Source organism: Erythrobacter sp. S227 (assembly GCF_057364925.1).
Genome location: NZ_CP200280.1, coordinates 2,269,005 through 2,282,878, shown reverse-complemented (window position 1 = coordinate 2,282,878; position 13,874 = coordinate 2,269,005). Strand labels below are relative to the sequence as shown.

Below are 13,874 nucleotides of genomic sequence, written 5' to 3'. Positions count from 1 at the left end.
GGCAATGGCAGAAAATTGTGCAATGCACAATAACCGACTTCTTTGCCCAAGCCCCAACTTTTCGCGCATTTACAGGTGAAATTTGTGATCATCGCGCCTACGTGGAAGGGAATATGAGTGGGCACACAACATCCGATCCAATCAGTGACGGCGAAGTAAATGAGCACCTTGAGGGCGAAAAAGACGCCCTTCAAGCGGCGCCCTTAGACGCGCCCCTGGACGCACCCCTCGACGCACCCAAGTCGCGTTCGCTTGCGCCTCTGAAAATGGTTTATCGTGAGGCCGCAAAATATCCCCGTGAGGTGATCTTTGCGCTGATCGCTCTGTCTGTGACCGCAGCGGGCACTCTCGCAATTCCGGCGGCGATACAGCTTATTGTCGACCGCGGGTTTGGCGCAGGGCAAGGCGAGGTCGAAATCGCACGCTGGTTCCGTTACCTTGGCATGATCGTGGTGGTCATCGCTTTGGGCACAGCGGCCCGGTTCTATTTCGTCAGCTGGATCGGAGAGCGCGTAGTCGCCGACATCCGTCGCAAGGTGCACCGCAATCTCTTGCGTTTGTCGCCTGCCTTTTACGAAGAAAACTCACCCAAAGAGATTTCAAGCCGGATGACGTCCGACACCGCGATTATTGAAACGGTTGTCGGCACAACGGTCTCCGTTGCCTTGCGCAATGTGTTTTTGGGCATCGGCGGCACGATTTACCTCTTTTACCTCCTCCCCGGCTTTACCGTCTGGTTGGTGGTGGGCATCCCGATAATGGTACTGCCTATCGTCGTTTTCGGGCGGCGCATCCGGAGCATTTCGCGTGACAGCCAGGACCGCGTGGCCGATGTCGGCGCGATGGTGACCGAAGTGCTTTCGGCGATGAAGATCGTCCAGAGCTTTGGCCAGGAGTCACGCGAATCCGACCGGTTCGGCGATGCGGTGGAGCGCACGTTCAACACGGCGCGCAAGCGGATCATTTTGCGCGCGGTCATGACATCGGCTGTGATCTTCGCCCTGTTCGGCTCGATTGTGTTCCTTTTGTGGCGCGGTGCAGAGGCGGTTTCGGTTGGCGATATGACCTCGGGCACACTGCTCGCGTTTCTTGTGGGCGCGATGATCGTTGCCGGCGCATTTGGCGCCCTCACCGAAGTGTATGGCGACCTCTTGCGCGGAGCAGGGGCGGCCAGCCGTTTGGCGGAGCTTTTGGACACCGCACCTGTGATTGCGCCGCCCGCGCGCCCGGAGCAATTGCCAAGCCCTGCGCGGGGGAGCCTTTCATTCCGGAACGTGACATTCCGTTATCCAGCGCGGCCTGAAGATACGGCGCTCGGTGACTTCAATCTCGAGATTGAACCGGGCGAAACGATTGCGATTGTCGGCCCCTCTGGCGCAGGCAAATCGACCATCTTCCAGCTGGTCGAACGGTTTTATGACCCTCAAGGCGGGACTATCCGTCTGGACGGCGTGCCGCTGACGAAGGCCGACCCTGCCGATATTCGTGAACGCCTTGCATTCGTGCCGCAAGAGGGCGTGTTGTTCAGCGCCAATGCACGCGACAATCTTCGTTATGGCAATTGGTCGGCGAGCGATGAGGACATTTGGGACGCCGCTCGCGCTGCCAATGCCGAGGAGTTCCTGCGGGCGCTGCCACAAGGGCTCGACACCTATCTTGGCGAAGGGGGCACACAGCTGTCCGGCGGTCAGCGCCAGAGGGTGGCCATTGCCCGCGCTCTGCTTCGTGATGCGCCAATTCTGCTGCTTGACGAAGCGACCAGCGCATTGGACGCGCAGTCCGAGCAATTGGTCCAGTCTGCGCTAGATGAGCTGATGAAAGACCGCACCACGCTTGTGATCGCTCACCGCCTGGCGACAGTGCGCGCAGCGGACCGCATCATAGTGCTCGACCAAGGCAGAATAGCTGAGCAAGGCACGCATACCGAGCTTTCCGCTGCTGGTGGGCTCTACTCGCGCCTTGCCAAGTTGCAATTTGCGGCCAACGAGGCGGCCTGATCCTTTCCGGGCATTGTTTCGACGAACCGCGCCTTGCCCGCGACCAATAACAACTCTGCTTCGGCGGTTGCGTTAGATATATTCACAGAGCAACGTCTCAAACCATCCAATCGGGGACTTATCGCATGATCCGTACAACCAAACTCCTGCTTGCAGGCACCGCTGCATTTGCGCTTGCCACCGGCGCATATGCGCAGGACGCACATCACGACCATTCCAATCACAGCCCCTCTGGCGAACCGCATGGCATCGCTGACCACCTTGAGACCGCGACCGAAACCGGCAGCGAAGTGACCGCGCCAACCATGGATTTCGGCACTTGGGGTGTCGGGCTTGACACGATCGATTCCGGGATCCACCCGGGCGATGACTTCAACGCCTACGTCAACGGAAAGTGGATTGCCGCCAACGAAATCCCGGCGGACCGCCAGCGCTATGGCGCGTTCGATATGCTTCGCGAAGGCGCCACGCAAGACGTAAAGGCGCTGGTTGAAGAGCTTGTCGCTTCAGACCCCGCTCCTGGCACACAGGCGCGCCGGATCGTTGATGCCTATGCGTCCTACATGAATGTCGAGGCCATCGACGCAGCCGGTCTGGCGCCGGTTCAACCCTACCTTGGCCAGATTTTTGGTGCAGCCGACCTTGATGCTTTGATGCGCGTCTCGGCACAGCCGGGCTTTCCCTCGCTGGTGAGCGCCAATGTCACCATCGATGCCCGTAATCCGACCGACTACGCGGTTGGCATCGGCTTTGATGGCATGGGTCTGCCAGACCGCGACTATTACCTTGTCGATTCTGAGAGCAATCTCGAGATTCGCGAAAAGTACAAGGCCTTCCTCGCAATCGTGTTTGGCGCGGCAGGTTATCAGGACCCCAAAGGCGCGGCCGACGCTGTCTATGCGTTCGAGGCCAAAGTTGCAGCGCTTGAATGGGCGCGCCCCGTCCTGCGTATGCCGCAGCTGACCTATAATGTGCTCACCCCCGAAGAGCTGACCGAAATGGCTGGGGACTTCCCGATTCAAGGCGTGCTTGAAGCCTCCCAGCTTGCCGGGCAGACACGCTTCCTCGCGCGTCAGCTTCCTCCGACCGAGGAAGAGGTCGAGACCATGGGTATAACCGAGGCACAGCTCGATATGATCGGCGGCGGTCTTCCCGCCATGATGCAGTTGCTCACAGAAACCCCGCTTGCAACGATCAAGGCCTATATGGCGAAGAGTATGCTCGGCAATCTTGCGCCGGTTATCTCCAGCGAGCTCGATGAGGCAAATTTCGACTTTTACGGCCGCACGATCAGCGGGCGCGAAGAGCAGCAAGAACGCTGGAAACGTGCAATCGGCGCGGTTGAGGGCGCGATTGGCGAACAACTGGGCGCGCTCTACGTCGAGAAATACTTCCCGCCTGAAAGCAAGGCGCGGATGGACAATCTCGTCGCCAACCTCACCAAATCGATGAACGAAGCGCTCGACCGCAATGAGTGGATGACCGAGCCAACCATCGAAGAGGCGCGCGCAAAGCTCAACGGCTTTGTCCCGATGATCGGATACCCGGATGAGTTCAAAACCTATGACGGAATGACGATCACTGCCGACAACCCTGTCGCCAATGCGATGTCGGTTGCCAGTTGGTGGGACGCGGAAATGCGTTCGCGTCTCGACAAGAAAGTCGATCCGACCGAGTGGGGCATGACCCCGCAGACGGTGAACGCTTATTATTCACCGCTGACGAACCGTATCGTCTTCCCGGCGGCCATTCTTCAGCCGCCGTTCTTCAACGCTGATGCTGACCCTGCGGTCAATTATGGCGGTATTGGCGCTGTTATCGGCCACGAGATCGGCCACGGCTATGATGACCAAGGCTCGCAATTCGACGCCTCGGGCACATTGCGCAATTGGTGGCAGCCCGAAGACCGCGAAGGGTTTGTCGGATTCACCGAGCAGATGGGCGAGTTCATCTCGGCCTATTGCCCGGTTGAAGGCTCGAACGGCCCCGAGTGCCTTCGCCCCGGCCAATCAATGGGCGAGACGTTGGGCGATGTGGTCGGCCTCCAGATGGCGTATCGCGCATACAAAATGTCGCTGAACGGCGAAGAGGCTCCGATCATTGATGGCCTGACGGGCGATCAGCGCTTCTTCCTTGGCTTTGCCCAAATCTGGCGCGGGATGGAACGCGAGGAGAGCTTGCGCAACCGGGTCATGACGGCGAACCACCCTCCCGGCGAATTCCGTTTGAACAACGCGGTGCGTCACAACGACGCATGGTACGAGGCGTTTAACGTGACCGAAGAGCACGAGCTCTATCTTCCACCAGAGAAGCGCGTGAAGATCTGGTAGAAAAACGCCCGCTTCAGCACCTGAAAAAATTGACATGGCCCGCGCTTCATTCATGGAGTGCGGGCCATGACGTTTTTACAGCTTCTCATTATTGCCGTGGTGCAAGGGATCACCGAGTTCCTGCCGATTTCCTCGTCAGGTCACCTCATCCTGATCCAGTTTTTCACTGGCTATCCCGACCAGGGCCCACTGATTGATGTGGCGGTGCATGTGGGCTCGTTGCTCGCGATTATTGTCTATTTCTTCAAAGATGTGCTGGTGCTGGCGCGCGGCGGTTTTGCCAGCATTGGTGTGGGTGCAAAGGCGCCCAATGCCCCGCACGAGCGACGGCTGTTCTGGTGGATTGTGCTGGGCACTATTCCTGCCGTCCTCTTCGGCCTTTCGATCAAGATGGGTCTGTTTAACGGCATCGCGAGCGGTGTGTTCGGGGTCGAGATCGTGGATGACGATCTGATGGCCTCGATCCGTTTTACCGATCTTATTGCATTTAACCTGATCTTCTATGGCGTCCTGTTGGGCCTTGCCGACAAGATTGGTCAGGAGGTCAAAGAGTTTGAAGATATGAGCTGGCGCGATGGGCTTATCGTGGGGATTGCTCAGGCTCTAGCGATTATTCCCGGCACGTCACGCTCTGGTGTGACGATGACGGCGGCGCGCTTCCTCGGGTACAAGCGGGTAGAAGCCGCCCGCTTCTCGTTCCTGCTGTCGATCCCGGCGGTTGCGGGCGCAGGCGTGTTGATCGTGCCAGAGATTTTCGATGCAGGGATGGAACTCGCGCTCGATGCGCTTATCGCAGGCACGCTGACCTTTGTGGCGGCCTTTGCGACGATGTATTTCCTGATGAACTTCCTCAAGCGCGCATCAATGATGGTTTTTGTGCTTTATCGGGTGGCTATGGGCGTCGCCCTGCTCTATTTCTTCTAGCCATGGCACTCATACTCCTATTCAATCTTGGCGCATTCTTGGGCTGGGTCGGCTCCATCATTTTGCGGCTGGAGATGCCCGGCGCGGTGCTGCGCATGATGGGTGTTGGCATCGTTGCAAGCCTTGTCGCAGGGCTCATCGCCAATGGCGGCACATTTCTGGGCTCGCTTAGCCTTTTGGGATTTGCGGCTGCGGTCGGCGTCACGCTTCCGGCTATTGTTGGCTATTACGCTTTTGCGACCAGGAATGCTTAGGCCGCGAGGCCTAAACCGGATCAGCCCCTGAACCATTACCGCCGCGCAGGTGATATTCCTGTGTTCCGCGATTCACCACATAATCAACGTCAATCACAGCCGAATTGGCATAGGTGAAGCCGGGCGCAAGGTTCTTGTAGAGCCGGTCAAAATCACGCTCCACCGTCTGGCGATAGAGATCGTCAAAGCTCTCGATCACAAAATATGTCGGTTGCAGATCGCTGATTACGTAATCGGTGCGCATGACCCGGTCGACGTTGAGCATGATGCGATTGGGGCTCTTGGCCTCGACCGCAAACTTCGCCTCCGTCGGACCTGAGAGAATACCGGCACCGTAAGCGCGGATGCCTTGCGCCTCTTCGATCAGGCCAAACTCCACCGTGTACCAGTACAGCGCACCCAGCGATTTGAGACGATTGTAGCGCATCGCCTTCCAACCCGCGCGGCCATATTCCTGCATGTAATCGGCGAACACCGGATCGGTCAGCATCGGCACATGGCCGAACACATCGTGAAAGACGTCGGGCTCTTGAATATAGTCGAACGTCTCGCGTGTGCGGATGAAATTGCCAGCGGGGAAGCGGCGGTTGGCAAGGTGCCAGAAGAACACGTGATCAGGGATCAGCATCGGCACCGGAATGACGCTCCACCCGGTAAGCTTGTCCAGCTCCTCAGACAATTCGCCAAACTCGGGGATGCCGCCGCGTGACAGATCAAGTTTGTCGAGGCCTGCCAGAAAGGCGCTTGCGGCGCGGCCTGGAAGCACGTCCATCTGACGTGCGAAGAGATCGTCCCAAACGGCGTGATCTTCACTCGAATAGTCGGTTTGCGTCGGCTCAACCCAATCTTCGCCCACATGTGCCGGTCTGGCGAGCGGGGCGGTGAACACCTCTGCTCCCAGCTCTGGAAGTGCGGTGTAATCGGTGTCAGGATGCGCTTTCGTGGCCATAAAGTATCATTTGATACTACTGGCCCACTAAGGCAAGCACAATAAGGGGCAATCCATGGCGCTTAAGGGCAAAGAATACCGCGAACTCCTCGAGCCGATGACCGAAGAACTGGTGGGCATGGCGCGCTGGGCGAGGGCGACAGGCGCGCGAATTGTCGTGATCTTTGAGGGGCGCGATACGGCGGGCAAGGGCGGCGCGATCAGAGCGGTGCGCGACAAGCTGAACCCGCGCCAATGCCGCACTGTGGCGTTATCCAAGCCGAGCGAGGATGAGCAGACCCAATGGTATTTCCAGCGCTATGTGACCCACCTCCCCCATGCGGGTGAAATCGTGCTGTTCGACCGCAGCTGGTACAACCGCGCAGGGGTTGAACGGGTGATGGGGTACTGCACCGACGAGCAGGCAGAGGCGTTTTTGACGGTCGCCCCGACGTTCGAGAAGATGCTGACCGATGATGGCATTTTGCTGTTCAAATATTGGCTCACCACTGATCAGGACCGCCAGGAAGAACGCCTCAAGGAGCGGGGTGAAGACCCGTTGAAGCGTTGGAAACTCTCGCCTGTCGATCTCGCAGCGCGGGAGAAGTATCAGGCCTACACCGATACGCGCGAGGCAATGTTGAAAGCAACGCACACGGACTACGCACCCTGGACACTGGTCGATTTCAACGATCAAAAACGCGGGCGATTGACGCTCATCCGCGACCTGCTCGACCGCATGCCCGATATGCATATTGAGCCGCCGAAGATCGAATTTCCCGACCTTGGGCATGAACCCTATGCGGAAAGCTACGGCCTGATCGATCCGATCAAGGACTACCCGATAGATTGACAATTCTCTTTCTTCGATATAAAGATGATATCATAATTATATCGAAGGAGTTTATCTATGTCTGATCACTCTGTGGCCATGACGTCCAGCCGAGAGAGGGCCGGTTCTGCCTATAATGGCTATCTAATGCTGGCAATCTTCAGCGCCATCACCTTGGCGGTGATCTTTATGATCATTGGCGCTATCCCGCCCGAAGGTGCAGCCAAATCGGTCAAGCTTGCCTTTGTCGGGACGCTTGTCACGGGCGCGCTTGTAGTGCTCTTCGGCCTCATCGGTTTCTTTATGATCCAGCCCAATCAGGCGGCTGTCATCACCCTGTTTGGCGAGTACCGCGGGACCGTTCGCAAGGAAGGTCTCCAGTGGGTTTGGCCATGGATGATCAAGCAAAAGGTCAGCGTTCGCGCCCACAACATCCATTCCGAAAAGGTCAAGATCAACGATCTGCGCGGCAACCCGATCGAAATTGCCTGTAACGTGGTCTGGCGCGTTTCGGACACCGCACAGGCCGTTTTCGACGTTGATGATTACAAGGAATTTGTGAACATCCAAATCGAGGCTGGGCTTCGCACTGTGGGTGCACGCCACCCTTACGACGATATGTCTGATGAGGATGAAACGACCCTTCGTGGTAGTGCTGATGTAATTGCAAGCGAGCTACGCGAGGAGCTGAACGAGAGGCTCGCCGTAGCAGGGATCGTGGTGGATGAAGCGGGTCTTACCCACCTTGCCTATGCGCCCGAAATTGCTGGCGCTATGCTGCGTCGCCAACAGGCGGACGCGGTGATCGCGGCTCGCAAGAAGGTTGTGATCGGTGCGGTTTCAATGGTCGAGGATGCTTTGGCCAAGCTTTCACAAGATGGCATCATCGACCTTGATGACGAGCGCAAAGCCGCCATGGTCTCCAATCTGATGGTGGTCCTGTGCGGTGACCGCGAGGCGCATCCGGTGGTCAACACGGGCACACTTTATCAGTAACCTGCAAACCTGAAGGAGGCAGCGATGGCTGCACCCTCAAACAAACCGCCTGTAAAAAAGGCATACGCATTGCGGCTCGATCCGGCGGTTCATGCTGCGGTCGAGCGGCTCGCGAGTGCAGAACTGCGTTCTGCCAATGCACAGATCGAGATGCTTTTGCGCGAAGCGTTGGAGGCGCGCGGGATCACGGTGGAGAAGACCAGAACGCCCAGGCGCGGCCGGCCACCCACGAGCTAGAGCTGCGCGCTGGCCTTGGTGATTTGACGCCCGTCACTGGCAAAAGCGCCCAGATCAAAGCCGTCTTCGCCTTTGCGTATAACCAGGTTGAGCTCTTCACCTGCAATCGCTGGCGAGACGCCTCTAAACGAGAATTTGCGCAAGCGGTTGTCGCCAAGCTCGCTTGCCGCAAGTTGTAGCAGCAGCGATGCGGTGAGGGGCCCATGCACCACAAGCCCGCGATACCGCTCGACCGCGCTCGCATAAGGCGCGTCATAGTGGATGCGGTGGGTGTTGAATGTCAGCGCGGAATAGCGGAACAGCAGGCGCTCATCGGGTACGATAAGCCGGTGCGCGTCCCACTCGCTTGCATCGAAAACGCCTTCTCCCGGTTCAGGCGGGCTCAGCGGCGCATCAGCAGCAGCGGCCTCGCGGTAGACGAGCGTCTGTGTCTCGCGCACTGAAAGCGTGCCATTGGCCTTGGTCTCATGCTCGACATTGACGAAAGCAAGCTTGCCGGAACCGCCCTCTTTCTCAGCTATCGAGGCAACCCTGCTGGTGCGCTCAACCACGGCTCCAATGGCGATGGGAGCGATAAAGCGCACGTCGCTTGAGGCCCACATCCGGCGCGGGACGGGCACGGGTGGAAAAAAGCTGCCTTCGCTCTCATCACGGGCGGGGTGGCCATCTTCACCAAGCGCGGCGGTGGGCGCATCAGGCGTGCACAACGCAAAGTGGATACCTTGCGGCATGATCCATCGCTCGGGAACGTCGATATCGAGTGTCGCGCACCACTGCGTCGCGGTTTGCGGGGTCAGCGTATCGTGAGACTTTTGCTCGCGCCCGATCCAGGTCTGAAAGCTCATTGGGCCCTCTCAAACACAGCAGCGATGCCTTGCCCACCGCCGATGCACATTGTCTCCAATGCGTAGCGAGAACTGCGCCGGTGCATTTCGGCTGCCATATCGGCAAGAATACGCCCGCCGGTCGCCCCAATCGGGTGGCCGAGCGAGATGCCGGAGCCGTTGACGTTGAGGATCTCGCGGCGCGAATCGTCATCGCTCCAGCCCCAGCCTTTGAGGACGGCGAGCACTTGCGGGGCAAAAGCTTCGTTGACTTCGACAAGGTCCATGTCGTCCCAACTGTATCCGCGCCGTTCAAACAAACGCTCGGTTGCGGGGACAGGACCAATGCCCATGCGCGAGGGATCGCAACCCGCCGCTGCCCAGCCGCCAAACCAGAGCGATGGGGTGAGGCCGAGTTCTTCGAGTTTATCTTCGGCGACGACAAGGCACGCGGCGGCCGCATCGTTTTGCTGGCTCGCATTGCCCGCTGTGACGATGGCGTCAGGGTCGCGCTTGCCGTCGATAGGGCGAAGCTTGCCAAGCGTTTCCATCGAAGCGTCTGCGCGGAAACCCTCGTCACGCGCAAAGGTTACCGGATCACCACGACGCTGAGGCACATCAACGGGGACGAGGTTATCGTCAAACTTGCCCGCTTCCCATGCGGCGGCGGCCTTCTGGTGCGAGCTTACGGCGTAAGCATCGGCCTCCTCGCGTGTGATGTTGTAGTCCTTGGCGAGGTTTTCGGCGGTCTCAATCATGCCGGTGATGATGCCAAAGCGCTCTATTGGCTGGCTCATCAGGCGGCCTCGCGAGAGGCGATCATGCAGCGTGATATCGCCCATCCGCGCCCCGCCGCGCCCCTGCAACGTGTAGTGCTCAACATTGGACATGCTCTCACACCCGCCAGCGACAACCACGTCCGCCATACCGGTCTCGACCATCATTGCCGCATTGGCGACCGCTTGCAGCCCTGACCCGCAGCGTCGGTCGAGCTGGTAGCCGGGAACTTCGAGAGGCAGGCCAGCGGCGAGCCACGACCAGTGGCCGATGGCGGGAGCCTCTGCGTTACCATACCCTTGGGAGAAGACGACATCATCCACACGGCTTGGGTCGATCCCGCTGCGCTCCACCAGCGCCTTCAAGATGATCGCACCAAGCTCGCCTGCATTGAGGCTGGAAAGCCCGCCAAGGAACTTGCCCACGGGCGTGCGGAGGGGCGATACGATTGCTGCACGTCTAGACATTAGCGGCTCCTGTAGTCGGCGTTTTCATCGGACAGAGCAACGGTCCCTGCATCAATCAGCTTGGCGATTGTGCCAGAAGATAGGCCCAGTTTCTCGGCCAGCACTTCTTCAGAATGTTGCCCAAGGAAGGGCGCAGGGGCAGGGTTGCCTGCTTCGTATTCTGGCATATTGGCAAAAGAGCGCGTGGCAGGATATTCCAAACCTGATGGGTTGGCTGGAGAAAGCCCGAAGAGCGGGTTTTCCGCTACGAGCACTGGATCGGTTGATGCCTCGTGGTGCGAGCGATATTTCTCAAAAGTGCACCCTTCAGATGCCATGCGCCCGGAAAGTGTTTCGTAATCATAGGTTTGCGCCGCCGCTTGGAAGAGGTCGAACAGGCGGTGGCGATTTTCGAAACGCACGCGGTCGCCGGAATTGAAATCCAAACCCAGCTCCCGCTCCAGTGCGGCGATACTCTCGGCCACATCAAACGCTGCAACAAGGCCATGCCACTGCTTGGGCGTCAGCGCTGCAACCATGAAACGAGTGCCGCATTTCGTCTGGAAATCACGCCCAAACGCACCCCAGATTGCATTGCCAAGCCGCTCCCGATCAGAGCCGCGATAGAGCATTTCGGCCATCGTCCCCGAATTCGCGAGCGTCCCGATCGCAACATCGCCCAAAGGCACGCGCATTTCTGCACCCTGTCCGGTAGCGGTGCGGTTGTGGAGCGCTGTCATCAAAGCAAACGCGCTATACGCCCCGGTGATGAAATCCCACGCGGGCAGCGGTTGGCTGATGGGGGGCGCGGTCTTGGCGTCCCATTCCTCAGGCCCCGTCATCAGCGGGTATCCAGCCGCCGCGTTCACAGTAAAATCCATCGCCTGACGACCATCGTGCCAGCCCATGATGCGCACGCTGATCATGTCATCCCGCCCCAATTCTTTAGTTCTTCGGGCCTGTATCGCAGCGTGGCTCATAAAGCTCTTTTCGGGCAGGTTTGTGATGCACTGACCCGTCTTGGCGGCCAATTCGACGCACAACTCGCGCCCCTCTCCACTGCGCAGGTCGAGGGCAACCGACTTCTTGGCGCGATTCAAATTCTCCCACGAAAGCGACCGTCCGTTTTCGGTCAGCATATATCGATCGTAATCGAGCCCGCCTGCCTTGTGATCGACGCGAATGACCTCCGCGCCCATTTGCGCGCAATAGAGGCCCGCTGTTGGCGAAGCGACGAAGCTGGAGACTTCGATGATCGATAGGTCGTTTAGTAGATTGTACATGTCGTTCTTGGCCCACCCCCAACCCCTCCCGCAAGCGGGAGGGGAGCGAGACTTAGCAAGCCGTAGGCGCGCTTAGTCGCAGCGGGGTGGGCGCTGATCTCCCTTACCCGTTTGCTGCCTGCCATTCGCGCAGCATATGCTTGGCGATTTGAAGTTGGAGGATTTGCGTTGTGCCCTCGTAAATGCGGTAGATGCGCGCATCGCGGTAGAAGCGTTCGGCGTCGTATTCGGCCAGATACCCCGCGCCGCCATAAACCTGCACAACACGGTCCACTACGCGCCCACACATCTCGGATGAGAACACCTTAAAGGCGGCGGCTTTGATGAGGATGTTTTCACCCCGGTCTGCGCGGCTTGTCACGTCGCGCATCATCGCTTCGGCGGCGTAAATCTCGATCTCGCTGTCGGCGAGCATTTGTTGGATAAGCTGGAAGTTCGCGATGGGTTCGCCAAAGGCCTTGCGCTCATTGGCGTATCGGATCGCTGAATCAAGCGCCCGGCGTGCATAGCCTGCTGCTGTTGCGCCCACAGAAATTCGCCCGTTATCAAGGCTCTGCATCGCAAAACGGAAACCTTTGCCGGTTTCCCCGCCCAAAAGCGCCTCTCCGGGAACCTCCACATCGTCGAGCATAATATCCGAGATGTGGCTGCCCGACTGGCCCATTTTCTTGTCCGGTGAACCCGTTGAAACACCGGGCGCATTCATAGGCACCAGAAACGCGCTGACGTGCGCATTCTTGGGAAGGTTTTCCTTATCCGTGCGCGCCATAATCAGAGCAACATCGGCATGCGGCGCATTGGTAATGTAGCGTTTTGAGCCATTGAGTACCCAGCCATTGCCGTCCGCACTTGGGCGCGCTGTGGTCTGCAGGCCAGCGCTGTCCGAACCCGAGCCCGGCTCCGTCAGCCCGAAACAGGCAATCTTGCCCTCTGCAAGCTTGGGATACCATTCCGCACGCTGTGCTTCGGTTGCACCGTTCTTGAGCGCGCTAGCGAACATGCCCACATTGATCGAGAAGATTGAGCGGTATGCGGGCGCTGCATAGGCCATGATGTTCACGGTGCGCGCATATTGCGTCATGTTTAGCCCCGCGCCGCCGTGTTCTTCGGGCACGGTCAGGCCAAACAGGCCCATCTCGCGCATCTCCTGGACGATATCGGCAGGGACCGCGTCATCCTCGATCACTTGAGGTTCCGCCGGGATCAAGCGTTCGCGAACGTAACGCTCGAGCTGCTCGGCGAATTGCTCGAAGGTTTCTTCATCCATGCCCGGATTGAAGGTGCCTTTGGCGTGGGGTGCGTTCATTCGCTTAATTCCTCTGGGGTCTCAGCCGTCTGCACCCCGACGGGTGTAGCGCCAGGTGCGGCGACAGGTTCTCCGACAGGGGGCAGTGTCCCTTCGGGAAGGCGGCGCTCTTCCAGCATTTCGGCAGCATCATCGAGCGCCTCGGCCTCGTCCGCGCTAACCGAGCCCGGACCGTCCGCCCCGCCTGATCCACAGGCGGACAGGAGCAATCCGGACATGAGAAGTGAGACGAATGCGTGCCGCTTCGCCATCATGATTTAGTTGATCTCTTCAGAGATTTCCGCAGCAGCAGCGGCAGCCGCATCAGCCGCGCCGGTTGCTTCCGCTGCGGCGGCTTCTGCAGCAGCAGCCGCTTCGGCGGCAACATCAGCAGCAGCATCGGCTGCTTCTTCGGTTGTCTCAAGACTTGGCGCATTGTCCGCAGGATCAACGTCTTCGAGCACTTCAGCATCTTCCACCGGCTCTTCGGCCACTGGCTCAAGCGCCTCGTCAGCGGGCATTTCAACCGTGTCAGGCATCGCCTCGGTTGATGCATCGTCAGTGCTGCCACATGCGGCAATGCCAAGGCTGCCAAGAGCGGCGATTACTGCGAGTTTCTTCATGTGGGTATCCTCCTACCAAACTTCGTAATGTGTTCGCGCAAGTGTGTAGCGGGCGAGGCGGCGTTAAGCCAAGCCCCAATTGATGGACCGAAACGGTACACTGGCCAAACCACGGCTCCCGCTGCGTTGGTTTGCCCG

General features: G+C 58.9%; 14 protein-coding genes. 7 read left to right on the top strand and 7 right to left on the bottom strand.

What is annotated here, in order from left to right; translation table 11 throughout:
- Positions 1-266: 266 nt before the first annotated feature.
- From AC0V6Q_RS10745 to AC0V6Q_RS10730, 4 genes are all read left to right on the top strand, one after another.
- Positions 267-1,997, top strand: coding sequence for an ABC transporter transmembrane domain-containing protein (locus AC0V6Q_RS10745; RefSeq protein WP_486169296.1), 1,731 nt, complete (start codon positions 267-269; stop codon positions 1,995-1,997).
- Positions 1,998-2,122: 125 nt separating this feature from the next.
- Positions 2,123-4,327, top strand: a complete 2,205-nt coding sequence (locus tag AC0V6Q_RS10740) for a M13 family metallopeptidase (protein WP_486168375.1) — start codon at positions 2,123-2,125, stop codon at positions 4,325-4,327.
- Positions 4,328-4,393: 66 nt separating this feature from the next.
- A complete protein-coding gene (locus tag AC0V6Q_RS10735; protein ID WP_486168374.1) occupies positions 4,394-5,251 on the top strand; it encodes an undecaprenyl-diphosphate phosphatase in 858 nt (285 codons plus the stop codon).
- 2 nt (positions 5,252-5,253) lie between these two features.
- Positions 5,254-5,505 (top strand): hypothetical protein, encoded by a 252-nt coding sequence (locus AC0V6Q_RS10730; RefSeq protein ID WP_486168373.1) that lies wholly within the window; start codon positions 5,254-5,256, stop codon positions 5,503-5,505.
- A 10-nt stretch (positions 5,506-5,515) separates the two neighbouring features.
- Here the strand turns inward: AC0V6Q_RS10730 and phhA are convergent, their stop codons facing one another.
- Positions 5,516-6,454: a phenylalanine 4-monooxygenase gene (gene phhA, locus AC0V6Q_RS10725; RefSeq protein ID WP_486168372.1), complete on the bottom strand. Its 939-nt coding sequence runs from the start codon at positions 6,452-6,454 to the stop codon at positions 5,516-5,518.
- Positions 6,455-6,509: 55 nt separating this feature from the next.
- Here phhA and ppk2 point away from each other — a divergent pair, with 55 nt between their 5' ends.
- The 3 genes from ppk2 to AC0V6Q_RS10710 are packed head-to-tail and all read left to right on the top strand — an operon-like array spanning position 6,510 to position 8,498.
- Complete coding sequence (gene ppk2 / locus AC0V6Q_RS10720) at positions 6,510-7,286, top strand: polyphosphate kinase 2 (RefSeq protein WP_486168371.1); 777 nt, start codon at positions 6,510-6,512, stop codon at positions 7,284-7,286.
- Between the two features lie 57 nt (positions 7,287-7,343).
- Positions 7,344-8,261 carry an SPFH domain-containing protein gene (locus AC0V6Q_RS10715; protein ID WP_486168370.1) on the top strand — a complete coding sequence of 306 codons (918 nt, stop codon included), beginning with the start codon at positions 7,344-7,346 and terminating at the stop codon, positions 8,259-8,261.
- A 24-nt stretch (positions 8,262-8,285) separates the two neighbouring features.
- Entirely contained in the window at positions 8,286-8,498 is a 213-nt protein-coding gene (locus AC0V6Q_RS10710; RefSeq protein ID WP_486168369.1) for a type II toxin-antitoxin system antitoxin, read from the top strand.
- On the opposite strand, the gene AC0V6Q_RS10705 is transcribed toward AC0V6Q_RS10710, so the two are convergent.
- The 6 genes from AC0V6Q_RS10705 to AC0V6Q_RS10680 form a co-directional block, all read right to left on the bottom strand.
- On the bottom strand, positions 8,495-9,343 hold the full coding sequence (locus tag AC0V6Q_RS10705; RefSeq protein WP_486168368.1) for an HTD2 family dehydratase: 849 nt from the start codon (positions 9,341-9,343) through the stop codon (positions 8,495-8,497). The genes AC0V6Q_RS10710 and AC0V6Q_RS10705 overlap by 4 nt on opposite strands.
- Positions 9,340-10,566 carry an acetyl-CoA C-acetyltransferase gene (locus AC0V6Q_RS10700; RefSeq protein WP_486168367.1) on the bottom strand — a complete coding sequence of 409 codons (1,227 nt, stop codon included), beginning with the start codon at positions 10,564-10,566 and terminating at the stop codon, positions 9,340-9,342. Before AC0V6Q_RS10700 ends, AC0V6Q_RS10705 begins: the two co-directional genes overlap by 4 nt.
- Positions 10,566-11,828: a CoA transferase gene (locus AC0V6Q_RS10695; protein ID WP_486168366.1), complete on the bottom strand. Its 1,263-nt coding sequence runs from the start codon at positions 11,826-11,828 to the stop codon at positions 10,566-10,568. Before AC0V6Q_RS10695 ends, AC0V6Q_RS10700 begins: the two co-directional genes overlap by 1 nt.
- A 103-nt stretch (positions 11,829-11,931) precedes the next feature.
- Entirely contained in the window at positions 11,932-13,134 is a 1,203-nt protein-coding gene (locus AC0V6Q_RS10690; RefSeq protein ID WP_486168365.1) for an acyl-CoA dehydrogenase family protein, read from the bottom strand.
- Positions 13,131-13,388 carry a hypothetical protein gene (locus AC0V6Q_RS10685; RefSeq protein ID WP_486168364.1) on the bottom strand — a complete coding sequence of 86 codons (258 nt, stop codon included), beginning with the start codon at positions 13,386-13,388 and terminating at the stop codon, positions 13,131-13,133. The genes AC0V6Q_RS10690 and AC0V6Q_RS10685 overlap by 4 nt, the downstream gene beginning before the upstream one ends.
- A 3-nt stretch (positions 13,389-13,391) precedes the next feature.
- Positions 13,392-13,736 carry a hypothetical protein gene (locus tag AC0V6Q_RS10680; RefSeq protein ID WP_486168363.1) on the bottom strand — a complete coding sequence of 115 codons (345 nt, stop codon included), beginning with the start codon at positions 13,734-13,736 and terminating at the stop codon, positions 13,392-13,394.
- Positions 13,737-13,874 lie beyond the last annotated feature (138 nt).

What these genes read in the sequence shown, in the direction of transcription:
- AC0V6Q_RS10745 (WP_486169296.1), top strand. Translation starts at nt 267, where the DNA reads ATGGTTTATCGTGAGGCCGCAAAATATCCCCGTGAGGTGATCTTTGCG.
- AC0V6Q_RS10740 (WP_486168375.1), top strand. Translation starts at nt 2,123, where the DNA reads ATGATCCGTACAACCAAACTCCTGCTTGCAGGCACCGCTGCATTTGCG.
- AC0V6Q_RS10735 (WP_486168374.1), top strand. Translation starts at nt 4,394, where the DNA reads ATGACGTTTTTACAGCTTCTCATTATTGCCGTGGTGCAAGGGATCACC.
- AC0V6Q_RS10730 (WP_486168373.1), top strand. Translation starts at nt 5,254, where the DNA reads ATGGCACTCATACTCCTATTCAATCTTGGCGCATTCTTGGGCTGGGTC.
- phhA (WP_486168372.1), bottom strand. Translation starts at nt 6,454, where the DNA reads ATGGCCACGAAAGCGCATCCTGACACCGATTACACCGCACTTCCAGAG.
- ppk2 (WP_486168371.1), top strand. Translation starts at nt 6,510, where the DNA reads ATGGCGCTTAAGGGCAAAGAATACCGCGAACTCCTCGAGCCGATGACC.
- AC0V6Q_RS10715 (WP_486168370.1), top strand. Translation starts at nt 7,344, where the DNA reads ATGTCTGATCACTCTGTGGCCATGACGTCCAGCCGAGAGAGGGCCGGT.
- AC0V6Q_RS10710 (WP_486168369.1), top strand. Translation starts at nt 8,286, where the DNA reads ATGGCTGCACCCTCAAACAAACCGCCTGTAAAAAAGGCATACGCATTG.
- AC0V6Q_RS10705 (WP_486168368.1), bottom strand. Translation starts at nt 9,343, where the DNA reads ATGAGCTTTCAGACCTGGATCGGGCGCGAGCAAAAGTCTCACGATACG.
- AC0V6Q_RS10700 (WP_486168367.1), bottom strand. Translation starts at nt 10,566, where the DNA reads ATGTCTAGACGTGCAGCAATCGTATCGCCCCTCCGCACGCCCGTGGGC.
- AC0V6Q_RS10695 (WP_486168366.1), bottom strand. Translation starts at nt 11,828, where the DNA reads ATGTACAATCTACTAAACGACCTATCGATCATCGAAGTCTCCAGCTTC.
- AC0V6Q_RS10690 (WP_486168365.1), bottom strand. Translation starts at nt 13,134, where the DNA reads ATGAACGCACCCCACGCCAAAGGCACCTTCAATCCGGGCATGGATGAA.
- AC0V6Q_RS10685 (WP_486168364.1), bottom strand. Translation starts at nt 13,388, where the DNA reads ATGATGGCGAAGCGGCACGCATTCGTCTCACTTCTCATGTCCGGATTG.
- AC0V6Q_RS10680 (WP_486168363.1), bottom strand. Translation starts at nt 13,736, where the DNA reads ATGAAGAAACTCGCAGTAATCGCCGCTCTTGGCAGCCTTGGCATTGCC.